The sequence below is a fragment of the Nocardioides stalactiti genome (assembly GCF_014180715.1).
Classification (GTDB): domain Bacteria; phylum Actinomycetota; class Actinomycetes; order Propionibacteriales; family Nocardioidaceae; genus Nocardioides; species Nocardioides stalactiti.
Genome location: NZ_JACEFC010000100.1, coordinates 1 through 16,490, shown reverse-complemented (window position 1 = coordinate 16,490; position 16,490 = coordinate 1). Strand labels below are relative to the sequence as shown.

Genomic DNA, 16,490 nt, shown 5'->3' with positions numbered 1-16,490 from the left:
CGGCGCAGCGCCGCCGCCCGAGGTGACCGCGTACGACAGGATCGAGGCCCTGCGCCCGAGCCGCTACTGCGGGTCCGACGTCCTCGGAGAGGTGGCGGCAGGACTGTTCGCCGGGCTGACCGGCGCCGACCTGGTCCGTGCCGGCACCCAGTGGGCCCTCGACCACATCACCTACGCACCCGGCTCGACCGGGCCGTCCGACGGTGCACTGGACGTCTACCTGCGCCGGCGCGGGGTCTGTCGGGACAGCGCGCACCTGCTCGTCGCCTTCTTCCGAGCCCTGAACCTCCCCGCGCGCCTGGTCTCCTGCTACGCGCCGGGGCTGACGCCGATGGACTTCCATGCCGTGGTCGAGGTGTTCGTCGAGGGCGGGTGGCACGTGGCCGACGGCACCGGGCTCGCCCCTCGACCCTCGCTGGTCCGGATCGCCACCGGCCGCGATGCGGCCGACACCGCGTTCCTCACCGTCCAGGGAGGCCGGGCCGATCTTCGCGAGCTCACCGTCGAGGCCTGGGCAGAGGATGCTCTCCCCGAGGACGACGGCATGCGTCTGGTGCAGCTGGGCTGACCGGCACCTCGGCCGGGTCCGCCCCGGGCGGCACCCGGCTCAGGCGTCCAGCCGGACGACGTCCACTCCGACCTCCAGGGTCGAGGTGGCTGCCTCGGTGAACACGACCCCCTTGAGGGGCGACACGTCACGGAAGTCCCTTCCCCAGGCCGTGACCAGGTAGCGGGAGTCGGCGACCTGGTCGTTGGTCGGGTCGAGGTCGACCCAGGTGCCGGCGGCGGGACCCGGGACCAGCACCGATGCCCAGGCATGGGAGGCATCCGCGCCCTCCAGCCGCTCGGCCCCGGGGGGTGGCGTCGTCTCCAGGTAGCCCGAGACATAACGGGCGGGCAGCCCGACCGAGCGCAGGCACCCCAGGGCAAGATGAGCGAAGTCCTGGCAGACACCCGCCCGCTGGCTCAGCAGCTCGGGCAGGGTGGTGCGCACCGTCGTCGCCCCGGACCGGTAGGTGAAGTCCCGGTGGAGGGTGCCGACCAGCCCACGCAGGGCCTGACCCAACGGCCGGTCCGGCGGCAGGATCGCCGCGGCGTACGACCGGACCTCGTCGTCGTGCGAGACCAGCGTCGTCGGCAGCAGGTGGTCGACGCGCAGCACCGGGTCCGCGGCGACCCGGGCCCACTCCGCGGCGTCCGCCACGGTCCACCGGTCCAGCGCGTCGAGGTCGGGCCGCGGCCGATCCACCTCGATGATGCTGGTCTTCTCGACCTCCAGCACCCGGTGGTCGGTCCGGACCTCGACGTAGTAGCTCCTGTTCCCGAAGTGGTCGACATGGGTCGCGACCAGGTCCGGCTCCGGGACGATCCGCACGTCGTTGCTGACCACCCGTTGGGCCGGGGTCGCCCGCGGCGCGAGGAAGCCGCGCTCGTAGCACCCCGTCACGTCGTCGGAGTAGGTGTAGGTCGTGCGGTGGCGCACCTGGTACCGCCGCGGCCCGAAGTCGTCGTCGGTCTGCATCAGGTGTCACCGATCCGTGCGACGGCCCAGTCGGCGGGCACGACCTGCTGGGTGGGCTTCCGGCGGAAGTGCGACGCCGTCAGGCGGTCCGACATCCCGCGCAGCGACTGCGTGACCTGGTCGCAGGCCGCGAGCAGGCCGGACCGGTCGTCCGCACAGAGCCGGTCGACGTCCATGTCGCGGAACAGCGCGAGCAGCTCAGCACCCTCCGCTGCCAGGACCGGGGCACCGATCAGCTGGAACCGCTCGACGAGCCGCTCCACCGAGAAGGCCACCGACCGCGGGTTGGCCGGGTCACGCAGCAACAGCTCGACCGCGGAGTGCACCGGCCACGCGGGGCCCTCGCCGGTAGCCACCCGGCGACGATGGGTGATGATCGAGTCGCAGGCCTCCAGGGCTGCCTCGGTGACCTGGCCGTCGATGATCGGAGGGCGCTCCTGGGCCACCGCCGCGCGGACCAGTGCGGTCGTGAGGAGTGCCCGCTCCAGCCGGAGCCCGCCGTCGAGGTAGCCCCAGCTCTCGTCGCGGACCATGTTCTCGGCGATCACCCCGTGGACGGCGAGCATCGACTCCAGCACCCGGTACAGCTGCGGCTGCAGCGGGCGGTCCTCCGCGGGCTCGTCGTCGAGGGCCCGCTCGATCCGGTTCAGGACGTGCCAGATGTCGTAGGACAGGTGGTCCCGGACGTCCTGGGCGCCGCGGACCAGGCCGGCCACCGCGAACGCGACCGATCCCGGCCGGCGCTGGTCGCCGACCAGTCGGCGCAGGACCTGGTCGGGCGGCTCGGCGCCGCTCCTGCCTGTCGTGGAGGTCATCGCGAGGAGACCGTCGACCATGACCTGGACCGCTGCCGCTCCGGGCGTGCCCGGCCAGCTTGCGTGGTCCTCGACGAGGTCGTCGACCACCCGGATCACCCGGGCGGTCGCCTCTGCCCGCTCGGCATAACGACCGACCCAGTAGAGGGCCGAGGCGGCGCGCGGGGCGAGCGCGGCCGCGTCCTCGGAGGCGAGCGGTGGTCGGAGGTCGAGCAGGCGGTCGTCCGACCACGAGGTGCCGGTCTCGTCGGATGCCAGCACCCACACGTCCTTGGCAAGGGCACCCGCCGCGTTGGCGATCAGGTACGACGCCTCGTCCGGCGCGACCCGCCCGAGACCGCCCGGGAGGAAGTGGTAACCCTCGCCGCGCGCGACCCCGAACGTGCGGAGCACGAACCGACGCGACTCCAGACCGTGCGGCGTCACGACGGGGACCGTCGACATCGTCAGCGGTTCCTGCGCCACCCACGCCCACGGCTCGGCCTCGATCCGGCGCCGGGTCAGCTCTCGCTCCTCGGCGGTGAGCTCCCACCCGGGCCGCGCCGAGATCGACCGGCCCCGCGCGATCGGCTTGATGACGAGCTCCTGCAGGTGGGCCAGGACGTGGCTGCGCTCGGCCGGGTCCCCGCACCAGTAGCTGGAGGCCCCTGGCAGCGCCGGCTCCTCCCCGAACAGCGCCCGGCTGACGGCCGGGAGGAAGTGGGCCACCCCGGGGTTCTCCAGGACGCCGGCGCCGAGCGGGTTCGCCACGGCCACGGTGCCGCGGCGACTCGCTTCGAGCAGGCCGGGCAGGCCGAGCCGCGAGTCGGGGCGCAGCTCGAGCGGGTCGGCGAAGTCGGCATCGACCCGGCGCAGCACGACGTCGACCGCGTCCGACCGGTTGGTCGACCGGATCCAGACCCGGCCTTCGCGGACCACCAGGTCCTCGGCCTCCACCAGGGGAAAGCCCAGCAGGGTTGCCAGGAAGCTCTGGTCGTAGGCGGTCTCGCTGCCCGAGCCAGGCGACAGCAGCACGACCTGCGGGTTGTGCACCCCGACGGGCGCTGCCTCGCGCAGCGCATGGGTCATCGTGTGGAAGAACGGACGCATCCGGGCGAGCCGTGTGCTCCGGTGCAGCCCGGGAAGCAACCGGCTGGTGATCCGGCGGGTCGCCATCGCGTACCCGGCGCCCGACGGCGCCCCGAGCCGGTCGCCGAACGCGACCCAGTTGCCGTCGGAGTCCCGCCCGAGGTCGGTCCCGGTGAGCACCAGCTGCCGCCGACCCGGCAGCCTGATCCCGTCGGCCTGACGCAGGAACCCCGGATGGCCGAGCACGACCTCAGGTGGGACCACCCCTCGTCGCAGCAGCGTGCGCGCTCCGTAGAGGTCACCGAGGACGGCATCGAGCACCAGGGCGCGCTGCTCGAGCGACCGCTCCAGGGACAGCCACTCGGCGCTCCCGAGGACGACCGGCAGCGGATCGACGATCCAGTCCCGCGCCTGGCCACCGTCCTCCGCCGCGCCGTACCGGATCCCGTCGGCGTCGATGAGTCGGCGCGCTTCGGCCCGCGCCGTGAGCAGTCCCGACATGCCGAGGGCACCGACGGCCGCTGCGACGAGGTCCTGCGACGCGCCTCCGGCGCGGAACACCTCGTCGGGGACCTCTGCCCCGTCCCGCCCGCCGGGCCGCGTGGTGACCCGGTGGCGGTAGTCCTCCAGCGGCGACGCGGCGATCGCGTCGTCCGGAGTGGCGGTCATGGCCGAACCCTAACGATTGCCGGGGCTGTACCTGCGCAGGTCCAGGGTGCAGGGCTGCTCTGCGCTGGTCGCCCCCCGGAGCCGGTCCACCGGATCGACGACCGGCCAGGCCTCCGGATCGACCGGACCGGGCGTGTGCCCCTCGGCACGGAACCGGTTGGACCGGCGCGCCTCGGCCTCCATCGCGTTGACCGGATAGGTGTCGTAGCTGCGTCCGCCCGGGTGGACGACGTGGTACGTCGCGCCGCCGAGACTGCGCCGGTTCGCCACGTCGACCACGTCCAGCACGAGCGGCGAGTGCACCCCGATCGTCGGGTGCAGAGCCGAGTACGGCGCCCACGCGCGGTAGCGGACCCCGCCGGCGACCACCCCGGGACGGTCGGTCGGCGCGAGCGGTACCGGGATGCCGTTGCACGTGACGACGTGCCGACCGCGCTGGAGACCCCGCACGGCGACCTCGATCCGCTCGACCGACGAGTCGACGTACCGCGCGGTGCCGTCGAGGGACACCTCCTCCCCCAGCACGTGCCACGGCTCGATCGCCTGCCTGACCTCGAGCTCCACACCACCGGCCGTGGCGGTGCCCAGCAGCGGGAACCGGAATTCGACGAACGGGTCCAGCCAGGCCGTCGCGAACCCACCACCGCTCGGGAACCCGAGCCGCTGGTTCACCTCGGCGACGACGGAGTGCAGGTCGGCCGCCGCGAAGGACGGCAGCAGGAAGCGGTCGTGCAGCTCCGTGCCCCACGCGACCAACGGTCCGCGATAGGGCTCGACCCAGAACGCGGCGACCAGTGCGCGGATCAGCAGCGCCTGGACCAGCCCCATCCGCGGGTGCGGTGGCATCTCGAAGCCACGCAGCTCCAGCAGGCCCAACCGGCCCCTCTCGCCGTCGGGGCTGTAGAGCTTGTCGATGCAGAACTCGGAGCGGTGCGTGTTGCCGGTGACGTCGGTGAGCAGGTGCCGCAGCGCCCGATCGACCTGCCAGGCGGGCACCACCTCCCGCTCGGTCCCCTCACGATCGGGCCCGGCGAGCCGTTCGAGCTCGGCGAAGGCGATCTCGAGCTCGTAGAGCGTCTCAGCGCGCCCCTCGTCGACCCGCGGGGCCTGCGAGGTCGGCCCGATGAAGCGGCCGGAGAAGACGTAGGACAGCGCAGGGTGGTGCTGCCAGAACCGGAGCAGGCTGACGAGCAGGTCGGGGCGCCGCAGCAGCGGCGAGTCGGGCGGGGTCGGCCCGCCGAGGGTGAAGTGGTTGCCGCCGCCCGTGCCGGTGTGGGTGCCGTCGAGGTCGAACTTCTCCGAGACGAGCCCGACCGCGCGCGCATCGTCGTACAGGGTCGTGGTGAGCTCGATGAGCTCCTCGAAGCCGGCGGTGGGCTGCACGTTCACCTCGATCACCCCGGGGTCGGGGGTGACGCTGAGCGTGCGGACGCCGGGGTCGAAGGGCATCCCGTACCCCTCCAGCACCACGGCCGCGCCCGTCGCCGCGGCCGCCTGCTCGACCGCTCGCAGCAGGGCGACCGAACCCGCCGTGCTGGTCTGGGGCGGCAGGAAGACGAACAGGTGTCCTCCGCGCTCCTCCACGACCAGCGCGTGGCGCGGTGCGTCGGCGATCGGGAGCACCCGGGCAGACCCGTCGACCGGCGGTTGCGCGGGCGGGTCCGACCGGGCGGAGGAGTCGAACGTCGACCGCTCGACGTCGCCGGGACCGGGCTCCCAGGCCAGCGAGGCGAGAGGCAGGCGGTAGCCGGCCGGGCTGGTGCCAACGGTCAGGTAGAGGTGGGACCGCCGGGTCCGCCACCGCGTCGTGGCCCACCGGCCCTCGTGGTCAGGATCCTCGAACGCCGGTACCACCCAGGCGGCCGGCGCGGCGTGGTCGCCCGGGACGTCCGGGTCGACCAGGTCACCCAGGTCGGCGGCTTCCGGCGCGGGCTCGCGGGCCGGACGCGGCCCGTCGGGCAGCAGCAGGTCGTCCCAGAGCCGCGGCACCGGGTCCTCGTACGCCGCGAGGGCCGACTCCCGCCCCATCCCGAGCGCCTGGGCGATGGCGCGGGCGAGGTCGACGGCACGCTCTCCGAGGCCCGGCGTCGGTTGCTCGACGGGGTCGGCGAGCAGGCTCGGGTCGCGCCACAGCGGCTGCCCGTCGGCCCGCCAGGCCAGCTGGATCTGCCATCGTGGCAGCGGCTCCCCGGGATACCACTTGCCCTGTCCTCGGTGGACGACGCCGGACGGTGCCCAGCGGTCCCGCAGGCGGGCGGCGAGCGCCGACGCCTTGGCTCGCTTCTCCTCCCCGTCGGCGGCGGTCTCCCACTCCGGCGCCGAGGTGTCACCGGCTGCGACGAAGGTCGGCTCACCGCCCATGGTCAGGCGGACGTCGCATGCCTCCAGGCGCCGGTCGACCTCGGCTCCGAGCTCGCGGACCGCGGCCCACTGGTCGTCCGTGTACGGCTTGGTGACGCGCGGCCTCTCCTCGATCCGGGTGACGCTGTTGCTGAAGGAGAAGGAGACCTCGACCGGCGCCGTCGCCCCCGTGATCGGAGCGGCGCTGGAGGGGTGGGGTGTCGCCGAGAGGGGCAGGTGGCCCTCGCCCGCGAACAGACCCGACGTCGGGTCCAGCCCGATCCAGCCGGCGCCCGGGACGTAGACCTCCGCCCAGGCGTGCAGGTCGGTGAAGTCCTCGGCCGGTCCGCCGGGCCCGTCGAGAGGCACCTCGTCCGGCACCAGCTGGACGAGGTAGCCGGAGACGAACCGCGCGGCGAGCCCCAGCTGGCGCAGCACGGACACCAGCAACCAGGCGCTGTCGCGGCACGACCCCAGCGCTCGGTCCAGCGTCTCGTCCGGCGTCTGGACCCCGGGCTCCATGCGGACGCTGTAGGCGATGTCGTCGTACACCGCACGGTTGACGCGGACCAGGAAGTCGACGATGCGCTCAGGGGCGAAGTCGCGGTCCAGGCCGTGCGCCTTGAGCCACTGCTGGACAACCGGCCCGGGGCCTGCGCCCGGCGACTCGTCGACCGGCCGCAGGTAGGGATCGAGGTCGGCGCTGAGCTGGACGGGGTACCCGAACGGGAAGGTCTCGGCATACTCCTCGACGAAGAAGTCGAACGGGTTGATCACGGTGAGGTCCGCGACCAGGTCCACGGTCACCTCGAGGCGGTCCACCTTCTCCGGGAACACCAACCGGGCCAGGTGGTTGCCGAACGCGTCCTGCTGCCAGTTGAGGAAGTGCCCCGCCGGAGCGACCGTCAACGAGTAGGCCTCGACGGGCGTCCGGCAGTGCGGGGCAGGGCGCAGACGTACCGTGTGCGGGTACATCTTCACCGGTTCGGCGAAGGTGTACGTCGTCCGGTGCTGGAGGGCCACCTTGATGGTCACGGACCGACGCTAGCCAGCCCGTGTCACGGCAACGTTTCGCGTCGTCGCCGGAGCGGCGCTCCGACCGACGGACGGGCCCTCGTCACGAGCCGTCGGCCGGCTCGAGCGTCAGGCTGATCGAGTTGATGCAGTAGCGGTCGCCCGTGGGGGTGCCGTAGCCGTCGGGGAACACGTGGCCGAGGTGGGATCCGCAGTTGGAGCACCGGACCTCGGTGCGCTTCATCCCCATCGAGTTGTCCTCGATGTACTCGATCGTGTCGCTGATCGGCTGGTAGAAGCTCGGCCACCCACAGCCGGAGTGGAACTTCGTGTCGGACTCGAAGAGCTTGGACTGACAGGCCTTGCACCGGTAGACGCCCTTGGTCTCGGTGTCGGTGTACTCGCCCTTGAAGGCGCGCTCGGTGCCGGCCTTGCGGAGCACGGCGTACTCCTCAGGAGTGAGCTCGGCCTTCCACTCCTCGTCGGTCTTCTCCACGTTGTAGGTCATGGCTCCGAGGCTACCCACGCTGTCAGGCTTCGACACCTGTCACAGGCAATCCGGCCGAACGCCAGGCTGCGAACCCGCCGATGACATCGGTGGCGCGGTGGATGCCGATGCTCTGGAGCGCGTCCGCGGCCAGCGAGGACGTGTAGCCCTCCTGGCAGAGCACGATCACCCGGCGGTCGAACGACGCCCCGGGGATCCGGGCGTCGCTGCGCGGGTCGAAGCGCCACTCGAGGACGTTGCGCTCGACCACGAGCACGGGGAGGCTCGGGTGCACGGCACCCTCCTCGGCGCGCTGCGCGGCCGGCCGGATGTCCACGAGCACGGCACCCCAGGAGACGATCTCCTCGTAGGCCTCCCGCGGCGCGATCCGTCGAAGACGCGAGCGCGCGTCGGCCAGCAGGGCGTCCACGCCGTCGAACCGCACGCCCTTGACGGTACTCACCACTCCTCCCCCGCGCGCTCGACGCCGAGGACTTCGAGCCGGTCGCCGTGGAACTTGAAGCGGGTCATGGTGGTGAGCCGCGGCGAGTAGGCGTGGAGCGAGAGCGCCGGTTCCTCGCCGTGGTTGCGGACGTCGTGGGCGTAGCCGGCGGCGAAGGCCTTGCCACCCCCGACGCCGTGGTCGACGAGCTGGAGCCCGCCGTCGAAGGTGTGCTCGGTCAGCGTCCCGCGCAGCACCGTGAAGGCACCCGACGAGGACCCGTGGTCGTGCCAGTCGGTCGCCGCGCCCGCCGGCCAGGAGATGAGCCACAGCTCGTGGTCCTCGGTCGCGACCAGGCGGATCCACGACCGCTCCTCGGGGCACGGGTCGAGCAGCTGCAGCAGGGCAGGGTCGGCGGCGTGACCACGCACGACCTCGAGCAGGGGCAGGGCAGCGAGTGCAGATCGACCGGACATGCGATTAATACTGCACTAAGTCACTAGACTTTCCAAACAATGACCGGAAAGCCGAGCACGGTATGTCCCCGGATCAGGGCAGGCGGCCCACCAGCTCGGCGACCTCGACCCGGGCGCCGGTGTAGAACGGCACCTCCTCGCGCACGTGGCGGCGGGTCTCCGAGCCACGCAGGTGGCGCATCAGGTCGACGATCCGGGTCAGGTCGTCGGCCTCGAACGCGAGGATCCACTCGTAGTCACCGAGCGCGAACGACTGCACGGTGTTGGCGCGGACGTCCGGGTAGTCGCGACCCATCTGGCCGTGCTCGGCGAGCAGCCTGCGCCGCTCGGTCTCCTCCAGCAGGTACCACTCGTAGGAGCGGACGAACGGATAGACCGCGACGTAGGCGTGGGCCTGCTCCTCGGCGAGGAACGCCGGCAGGTGGCTCCGGTTGAACTCAGCGGGTCGGTGCAGCGCCATCTGGGACCACACCGGCGCCAGGCGGGTGCCGAACGCCGTACGACGCAGCCGGTGGTAGGCCACCTGGAGCTCGTCGCTGGTCGCGGCGTGCCACCAGATCATGAGGTCGGCGTCGGCGCGGAGCCCGGCGACGTCGTACAGCCCGCGGACCACGACGTCGTTGCCCGACGGGCCGGCCAGCTCGGCGAGCAGCGCCTCCACCTCGGCGGCCTCGCCCTTGCGGACGACGTCGTCGTCACCGATCGGGCGCTCGAGCTTGAACACCGACCACATCGTGAAGCGGATCGTGTCGTTGAGCTCGTTGATCTTGGCGGCGTTGGACTTGATGTCCGCCTGCGGGTCGCTCATGCCTCCATTGTGAAGGGTCGTCCGAGTGAGAGTGATCCCTGGGTCACTCTGGGTCGGACGACTGCACCTCGAGCGCGGCGCGGTGGGCAGAGGCGATGCACGCGGCGATGCCGACGCCGTCGTACGCCGCCCCGCAGACCGCGAGGCCGGGGACCGTGGCGACTGCGGACCGGATCCTGGCGACGCGGTCGAGGTGACCGACCGCGTACTGCGGCAGCCCGCCGCCCCAGCGCTGGACGACCGCGTCGACCGGAGCCGCAGTGAGACCGGTGGCCTCGCCGAGGTCAGCGAGGGAGGCCCGGACCAGCTCGTCGTCGGGGACCTGGAGGGTCTGCTCCTCGCCGTGGCGGCCGAGGGACGTGCGCAGGACCAGCAGGTCCTCCCCGTCCCCGGCGGCGCCGGCCGCGCGCACCCAGTCCCACTTCGCGAAGGAGAACGTGGCGGCCTTGACCGCGTGCCCGTCGACAGGCGGCACCAGGAAGCCGGATGCGCCGACGTCGAGGGCGGCCGTCACGTCGGGGCTGGCACGGAACGCGAACGTCACCAGCGCCGACGACGCGTAGTCGATCGCCGCGAGCTCCGCCGCCGCCGCGGGGACGACGTCGGCGAGGAGCCGGGCGGTCGGTGCGGCGGGGGTCGCGAGCACCACCCCGTCGGCGGTCTCGACGCCGGCGATCCCGAGCTGGTCCACCGTGACGGCGAAGCCCTCCGGCGTCCGGTTCACCGCGCGCACGACCGCGTCGCGACGGATGTCGACCCGCTCCGTCGCCGTGAGCGCGCCGGCCAGCGCGTCGGGGAGCTGCCACATCCCGCCGGGGATCCCGGCGAACACCGGTGCCGCGGCCGTCGCCGGACCGACCGGGGCGACGACCTCCGCGCGGCTGAGCATCTCGACGAGCTGCGGGACAGCGGCACGCACCGAGATGCCCCGGGCGTGGCCGGCGTACACCCCGCCCAGCAGCGGCTCGACCAGCCGGTCGACGACCTCGTCGCCGTACCGCTGGGCGACCAGGTCGCCCACGGACACATCTCCCTCGACAGGTGCCCCGAACTGGTGGCGAGCCCGCGTCATCCCCTCGGCCGACAGGATCCCGGACTGCTCGAGTCCGTCCAGGTCGAGCGGCACCCCCATGAACGTCCGCGGCAGCGGCCGGAGCGCGCCGCGGGTCCAGATCCGCGAGGTGGCGGCCGTCGGGTGGGTCGCCGGCAGGTCGAGGGCCTGGGCGAGGGCCACGCCCTCGGGCCGCCGGTTGACCATCGCCTCCGCGCCGACGTCCACGGTGAGCCCCGCGACCTCGCCGCGGCGCAGCTTGCCGCCGAGCTCGTCGGTCGCTTCGAGGAGGAGCACCTGATGGCCGGCCCCAGCCAGGTCGTGGGCAGCGGTCAGCCCGCTGATCCCCGCACCGACGACGACGTACCGCACGGGTCCAGCGTCCCAGACGGGAGCAGGACATGATGACCCCATGTCCACCCCGAACGCGCGCCTCGCGGTCCTGATCGACGCCGACAACACCTCACCGAAGCACGCCGCGGCGCTGTTCGACGAGCTGGCGACCTACGGCGTCGCCACGGTGAAGCGGGCGTACGGCGACTGGACCACCCCGCAGCTCGGCGGCTGGAAGACCGCCCTCAACCAGCACGCGATCGTGCCGAAGCAGCAGTTCGCCTACACGACCGGCAAGAACTCCACGGACTCCGCGTTGATCATCGACGCGATGGACCTGCTCTACACCGGCAACGTCGACGGGTTCGCGCTGGTCTCCAGCGACAGCGACTTCACCGGTCTCGCCACCCGCCTCCGGGAGTCCGGCAAGACGGTCTACGGGCTCGGCCTGAAGAAGACCCCCGCCTCGCTGGTGGCGGCCGTCGACCGGTTCATCTACCTCGAGGTCCTGGGAGCCGACCGCGCCGCCGAGGCGGGCGATCCCGGTGCCGCCGGCGACGACGGGGGCGACCCGGGCGAGGGCGACGCGCCGCTGCCCAACCTCCAGAGCCTGCTGACCCGCGCGATCAACGCGACCTCCGGCGACGACGGCGCCGTCTCGGTGAGCGCCATCGGCAACTACCTGCGCTCGGCCAGCGCCTCGTTCGACCCGCGGCTGTACGGGTCGCCGAAGCTGTCCACGCTGCTGCAGGCCCAGCCCTACCTGACGGTGACGGGCAGCGGGAGCGCGATGCAGGTCAGCCTGAAGTCCCGGGCTCCCGCCGCGAAGGCGCCCGCCAAGAAGGCGGCGACCAAGCGGTCAGCCGCCCAGAAGTCGACGACGAAGAAGGCTCAGGCGAGCGGGTAGGACTGGACGAACTCGGTCAGCCGGGCGAGCTGGTCGGGGTCGGTCGACGGGATCACGCCGTGGCCGAGGTTGAAGACGTGGCCCTTGGCCTGGCGCCCCGCCTCGATGATCTCGGCGGCGCGCGCCGTCATCACGTCGGTCGGCGCGAACACCAGGGTCGGGTCGAGGTTGCCCTGGACACCGCGGTCCCCGACCCGGGCGATGCCGTCGGCGAGCGGGGTGCGCCAGTCGATGCCGACGACGTCGGCGCCGGCCTCGCCCATCAGGGTCAGCAGGTTGGTCGTCCCGACGCCGAAGTGGATCCGCGGGACGCCGAGCGCGCCGATCCGCTCGAGCACCCGCGCGGAGTGCGGCATCACGTAGGTCGCGTAGTCGCCGGGCGTCAGCGCGCCGGCCCAGGAGTCGAAGAGCTGGACGGCGGAGGCCCCCGCGGCGACCTGGACCTCGAGGAACGCCGCGGAGATGTCGGCGATCTTGTGCATGAGGGCGTCCCAGACGTCGGGCGCGCCGAACATCAGCGCCTTGGTCTTGGCGTGCTCCTTGGACGGCCCGCCCTCGACGAGGTACGACGCCACCGTGAACGGCGCTCCCGCGAACCCGATGAGCGGGGTGCCGCCGTTGATCCCGGCGAGCTCGGAGACGAGCGTCCCGACAGCCTCGGTGATGAACGGGACCTGGTCCGGCGTGAGGTCCGGGATCGCCTCGACGTCGGCGAGGGTGCGGACCGGGTCCGCCACGACCGGACCGACCCCGGGCTTGATGTCGAGGTCGACACCGACGGCCTTGAGCGGCAGCACGATGTCGGAGAAGAAGATGGCCGCGTCGACGCCGTACCGGCGGACCGGCTGGAGCGTGATCTCGGTGACCAGCTCGGCGTTCATGCAGGACTCGAGCATCCCGGTGCCCTCGCGCACCTTGAGGTACTCGGGCAGCGAGCGGCCGGCCTGACGCATGAACCAGACGGGGGTGTGCGGCACCGGCTCGCCGCGCACGGCCTTGAGGAACGCGCTGTCGCTGAGGTGGTGGTGCTCGCTCATATCGCTCCCAGGGTCGCAGGTCACCCCGGCTCGCGCACATCCGGAGGGGGTGGCGGTGGCGGCGTGGCTGAGGTCCGAACCGGCCGAATTCTCCTATGGTGGCTCCATGGTCGCCCGTCAGGAGACGCACCAGGGGTCCGGCGCTGCTGGCGAGCCCCCGGAGTTCACCGCTGCCGTGACCAGCATGCGCGAAGCCGTCCTGCGCCCGGAGATCTTCTGCGAGGAGATGCCGGCGCCCCAGCGCATCGCCCCCTACGCCACCGCCCTGTCGGCCGACGTCACCGTCGACGACGAGGAGGTCGCCACCGGCCGGATCGTCGTGCTCCACGACCCCGCCGGCAACGACACCTGGGACGGGACCTTCCGCTGCGTCGTCTACTGCCGGGCCGAGATCGAGCACTCGCTCGCGACCGACCCGATGCTGACCGACGTCGGCTGGACCTGGCTGACCGATGCGCTCGCGGCCCACGGCGCCGAGCACACCGCCCTGTCCGGCACGGTCACCCGGGTCGCGACCGAGAGCTACGGGACCATGGCCGGCGACGGCGGGTCGGCCCAGCTCGAGATGCGCGCCTCCTGGACACCGACCGACGCGCCCTCCCTGGCCGCTCATGTCGAGGCATGGGCAGAGCTCATGTGCACCGCCGGCGGACTCGAGCCGGTGCCCGACGGGGTCGCGGTGATGCCCTCGCGGCGTGGCCAGCGAGGCGCCACCCTCTGATGGCGGACTCGCCCGCCCCCGACGCCCCCGAGGAAGACCTCAGCCCGACGGGCACCGATGCCGAGCCGGTCGTCGAGCTCCTGACGCTGGCCGACGGCCTGCCGCCGGTCATCGAGACCGACGAGGCGCTGGCCGCGTACGCCGCTCTGGTCGCGGCGGGCACCGGACCGGTCGCGATCGACGCCGAGCGGGCCTCGGGCTACCGCTACTCGAGCCGCGCCTACCTGATCCAGGTCCGCCGCCAGGGCGCGGGCACCGGGCTCATCGACCCGATCCCGCTGACCTCCCTGGCTCCCCTCCAGGAAGCGATCGGCGGCGCCGAGTGGATCCTGCACGCCGCCACCCAGGACCTGCCGTGCCTCGCCGAGGTGGGCCTCGTCCCGGCCGCCCTCTTCGACACCGAGCTGGCCGGACGCCTGCTCAACTACCCGCGCGTCGGCCTCGCGACCCTCGTCGAGACGCTGCTCGACCGGCGGATGAAGAAGGAGCACTCCGCGGTCGACTGGTCGACCCGCCCGCTCCCCGAGCCCTGGCTGGAGTACGCCGCCCTCGACGTCGAGGTGCTCGTCGAGCTCCGCACGATCCTCGCCGACCAGCTCGTCGAGGCGGGCAAGGACGACTGGGCCCGCCAGGAGTTCGACAACCTGCGCGGCTTCGAGCCGACGGTCCGCACCGACGCATGGCGTCGTACGTCCGGGCTGCACAAGGTGCGCGGCCGCCGGGCGCTCGGCGCCGTCCGAGCGCTCTGGGAGGCCCGCGACGAGCTCGCCCGCGAACGCGACGTCACCCCGGGCCGGCTGATCCCCGACGCCGCGATCATCGTCGCCGCCACGGCGATGCCGACCAGCCGAGGCGCACTGATGTCCACCCAGGGCTTCCACGGGCGCGGAGCCTCCCGGTTCGCACCCCTCTGGCTCGAGGCCATCAAGACCGCCGCCGAGATGGACGAGGCCGACCTGCCCAGCCGCACCCCGCGCGGCGACGGCCCGCCCGCCCCGCGCGCCTGGGCGGAGAAGAGCCCGGTCGCCGCCCGCCGGCTCGAGCTGGCCCGCGCTGCGGTCGCCGCGCTCGCCGAGCAGCACGACCTGCCGACCGAGAACCTGCTCACCCCCGACCACCTGCGCCGGGTGATGTGGGAGCCGCCGGCCACCCGCGACCCGGTCGAGCTGCTCGAGCGCGTCATCGACCAGCTCGGCGCGCTGGGCTCCCGCAGCTGGCAGATCGGGCTCACCGCCCCGACCCTGACCCGCGCCATCCTCGACGCCGAGGAGCAGGCGAAGGCCTGAGGTCCTACGGGCCCTCCGACGACCCCTCGTCGGGCGAGGACGACTCCTCGGGTGCGTCGGTCTCGTCGGGGACGTCCTCCGGGTCGAGGACGGCCCGGGACTTCTCGTCGATCGCCTCCAGCTCGAGGTCGAGGTCCTCGATCGAGGGCTGCGTGAGGAGCCGCTCGAGATCGGGATCGACCACAGCCTCGAGCTCGTACCAGCCCTCGAGGAGCGGCGGCAGCACGATCGAGCTGGTCGAGGAGACGAACGCGCGGGCGTTGGCAGGCTGGAGGTCCGGCTGGAGGAACGCGTCGGAGTAGCTGACGTCGAGCTTGGTCGGCATGAACGAGCCGGTCGCGGCGATCGTCGACACCGCCGCGTCGCTCAGCAGGTTGACCAGGAAGTCCGCCGACTGCTCCACCCGGTCCTGCGGACCCTCGGCGACGCAGACGCCGGTGAGCTCGCCCACCGTGGCGTCGTCGTCGAGCTCGGGCATCGGCATGACGTCGAACCGGAGGCCCTCGGTCTCCCGCAGCACCGGCGTGAGGTCGCGGAAGCCCGCGATCATGCCGAGCTTGCCGGCCTGGAACCACTCGAGCGCCGACTCCTCGCGCACCTGCCGGTTGGACAGGGTGATCGTCGGGTCGCGCAGCACCTCGAGCGTCGCCCGCAGCGAGTCGGCCGAGTCGTCGTCGGACAGGGCGAGCGACCGCGGCTCCTCGACGTCGTCGAACAGCTTGCCGCCGCCCGCGTAGACGAACGGCGCCAGCCCGTCGAGGGTCGGCTCGATGTAGACGCCCTTGGTGCCCTTGCGCGGCCGGCTCGCGAACGTCGCCGCCGCCCGGAACATGTCGAGGTTCCAGTACTCCCGGTCCTCCGGCGGGACGGGCAGGTCACGCGCCGCCATCCGCTCGAAGTCGACGAGGTCGGTGTTGTAGTACATGACCATGGGCGAGGATCCGTACGGCATGCACTGGAGGTCGTCCTCGGCCGAGAACGCCGAGATCACGTCGCGGGGGAACTCGTCGCCGAACGCCACGCCGCGCGCGTCGAGCAGGTCGAGCAGCGGGCGGTTGCGGTCCGCCTCGAGCGTCTCGGCGAGGTCGTCGCGCGGGAGCAGGTAGAGATCGGGGTGGACCTCGCCGGACTGGATGTCGGTGAGCATCAACGCCGCGTTGGGCCAGGCCTCGACGTGCACGTCCACGACCTCGGACTGCGCGTTGTAGGTCGCGACGACGTCCTTGTAGGACGCGATCTCCGCCTCGGTGCCCCAGACGGCGAACACCAGCCGCGCCATCCCCGGTGCGGCGGTGGTCGGGCCGTTGCCGCGCGGCCGTGCCGGCCCCTCGTTGCCGGCGTACAGGACCATGGCGACCACGACGCTCACGGCGACCACCACGACCGCGATCGTGGTGCGCCAGTCGAAGCGCGCCAGGCTGAACATCGTTGCGGTCCCTCTCCCCGGTGGTCGTACCGGCGGCCACCCTACCCACTGGTCACCTGACGACGACGCGAAACATCCGTGCGACGGG

Annotated in this window: 14 protein-coding genes; 4 read left to right on the top strand and 10 right to left on the bottom strand. The window is 72.6% G+C overall.

Going from position 1 to position 16,490, the window contains the following annotated elements:
* A partial coding sequence (locus tag H0487_RS17350) for a transglutaminase-like domain-containing protein (RefSeq protein WP_183095486.1) occupies positions 1 to 568 on the top strand: 568 nt, incomplete at its 5' end.
* 39 nt (positions 569 to 607) lie between these two features.
* Here the strand turns inward: H0487_RS17350 and H0487_RS17345 are convergent.
* The 8 genes from H0487_RS17345 to H0487_RS17310 all read right to left on the bottom strand — a co-directional run bounded on the left by H0487_RS17345 (position 608) and on the right by H0487_RS17310 (position 11,064).
* A complete protein-coding gene (locus H0487_RS17345; protein ID WP_183095485.1) occupies positions 608 to 1,522 on the bottom strand; it encodes a transglutaminase family protein in 915 nt (304 codons plus the stop codon).
* Positions 1,522 to 4,074, bottom strand: a complete 2,553-nt coding sequence (locus H0487_RS17340) for a circularly permuted type 2 ATP-grasp protein (protein ID WP_183095484.1) — start codon at positions 4,072 to 4,074, stop codon at positions 1,522 to 1,524. Before H0487_RS17340 ends, H0487_RS17345 begins: the two co-directional genes overlap by 1 nt.
* Before the next feature lie 9 nt (positions 4,075 to 4,083).
* Complete coding sequence (locus H0487_RS17335) at positions 4,084 to 7,449, bottom strand: transglutaminase family protein (RefSeq protein ID WP_183095483.1); 3,366 nt, start codon at positions 7,447 to 7,449, stop codon at positions 4,084 to 4,086.
* A gap of 82 nt (positions 7,450 to 7,531) precedes the next feature.
* On the bottom strand, positions 7,532 to 7,936 hold the full coding sequence (gene msrB, locus H0487_RS17330) for a peptide-methionine (R)-S-oxide reductase MsrB (RefSeq protein WP_183095482.1): 405 nt from the start codon (positions 7,934 to 7,936) through the stop codon (positions 7,532 to 7,534).
* A gap of 22 nt (positions 7,937 to 7,958) precedes the next feature.
* On the bottom strand, positions 7,959 to 8,378 hold the full coding sequence (locus tag H0487_RS17325) for a rhodanese-like domain-containing protein (protein ID WP_312856002.1): 420 nt from the start codon (positions 8,376 to 8,378) through the stop codon (positions 7,959 to 7,961).
* On the bottom strand, positions 8,375 to 8,833 hold the full coding sequence (locus H0487_RS17320) for a cysteine dioxygenase (RefSeq protein WP_183095480.1): 459 nt from the start codon (positions 8,831 to 8,833) through the stop codon (positions 8,375 to 8,377). The genes H0487_RS17325 and H0487_RS17320 overlap by 4 nt, the downstream gene beginning before the upstream one ends.
* Before the next feature lie 73 nt (positions 8,834 to 8,906).
* The gene (hemQ, locus tag H0487_RS17315; protein WP_183095479.1) at positions 8,907 to 9,641 is read right to left on the bottom strand and encodes a hydrogen peroxide-dependent heme synthase; all 735 of its coding nucleotides are present in this window, start codon (positions 9,639 to 9,641) and stop codon (positions 8,907 to 8,909) included.
* Positions 9,642 to 9,684: 43 nt separating this feature from the next.
* Positions 9,685 to 11,064 (bottom strand): protoporphyrinogen/coproporphyrinogen oxidase, encoded by a 1,380-nt coding sequence (locus H0487_RS17310; RefSeq protein WP_312856001.1) that lies wholly within the window; start codon positions 11,062 to 11,064, stop codon positions 9,685 to 9,687.
* Between the two features lie 40 nt (positions 11,065 to 11,104).
* On the opposite strand from H0487_RS17310, the gene H0487_RS17305 reads away from it, so the two are divergent.
* Positions 11,105 to 11,932 carry an NYN domain-containing protein gene (locus tag H0487_RS17305; protein WP_183095477.1) on the top strand — a complete coding sequence of 276 codons (828 nt, stop codon included), beginning with the start codon at positions 11,105 to 11,107 and terminating at the stop codon, positions 11,930 to 11,932.
* Here H0487_RS17305 and hemE read toward each other — a convergent pair.
* Positions 11,917 to 12,969 carry a uroporphyrinogen decarboxylase gene (gene hemE, locus H0487_RS17300; protein ID WP_183095476.1) on the bottom strand — a complete coding sequence of 351 codons (1,053 nt, stop codon included), beginning with the start codon at positions 12,967 to 12,969 and terminating at the stop codon, positions 11,917 to 11,919. The two genes, H0487_RS17305 and hemE, sit on opposite strands and share 16 nt — an antisense overlap.
* Before the next feature lie 106 nt (positions 12,970 to 13,075).
* On the opposite strand from hemE, the gene H0487_RS17295 reads away from it, so the two are divergent.
* Both H0487_RS17295 and H0487_RS17290 read left to right on the top strand, forming a co-directional pair.
* Positions 13,076 to 13,690 (top strand): DUF3000 domain-containing protein, encoded by a 615-nt coding sequence (locus tag H0487_RS17295; protein WP_183095475.1) that lies wholly within the window; start codon positions 13,076 to 13,078, stop codon positions 13,688 to 13,690.
* Positions 13,690 to 14,976, top strand: coding sequence for an HRDC domain-containing protein (locus H0487_RS17290; RefSeq protein WP_183095474.1), 1,287 nt, complete (start codon positions 13,690 to 13,692; stop codon positions 14,974 to 14,976). Before H0487_RS17295 ends, H0487_RS17290 begins: the two co-directional genes overlap by 1 nt.
* 4 nt (positions 14,977 to 14,980) lie before the next feature.
* Here H0487_RS17290 and H0487_RS17285 read toward each other — a convergent pair whose 3' ends face one another.
* Positions 14,981 to 16,402, bottom strand: coding sequence for an extracellular solute-binding protein (locus H0487_RS17285; RefSeq protein ID WP_183095473.1), 1,422 nt, complete (start codon positions 16,400 to 16,402; stop codon positions 14,981 to 14,983).
* Positions 16,403 to 16,490: the final 88 nt, after the last annotated feature.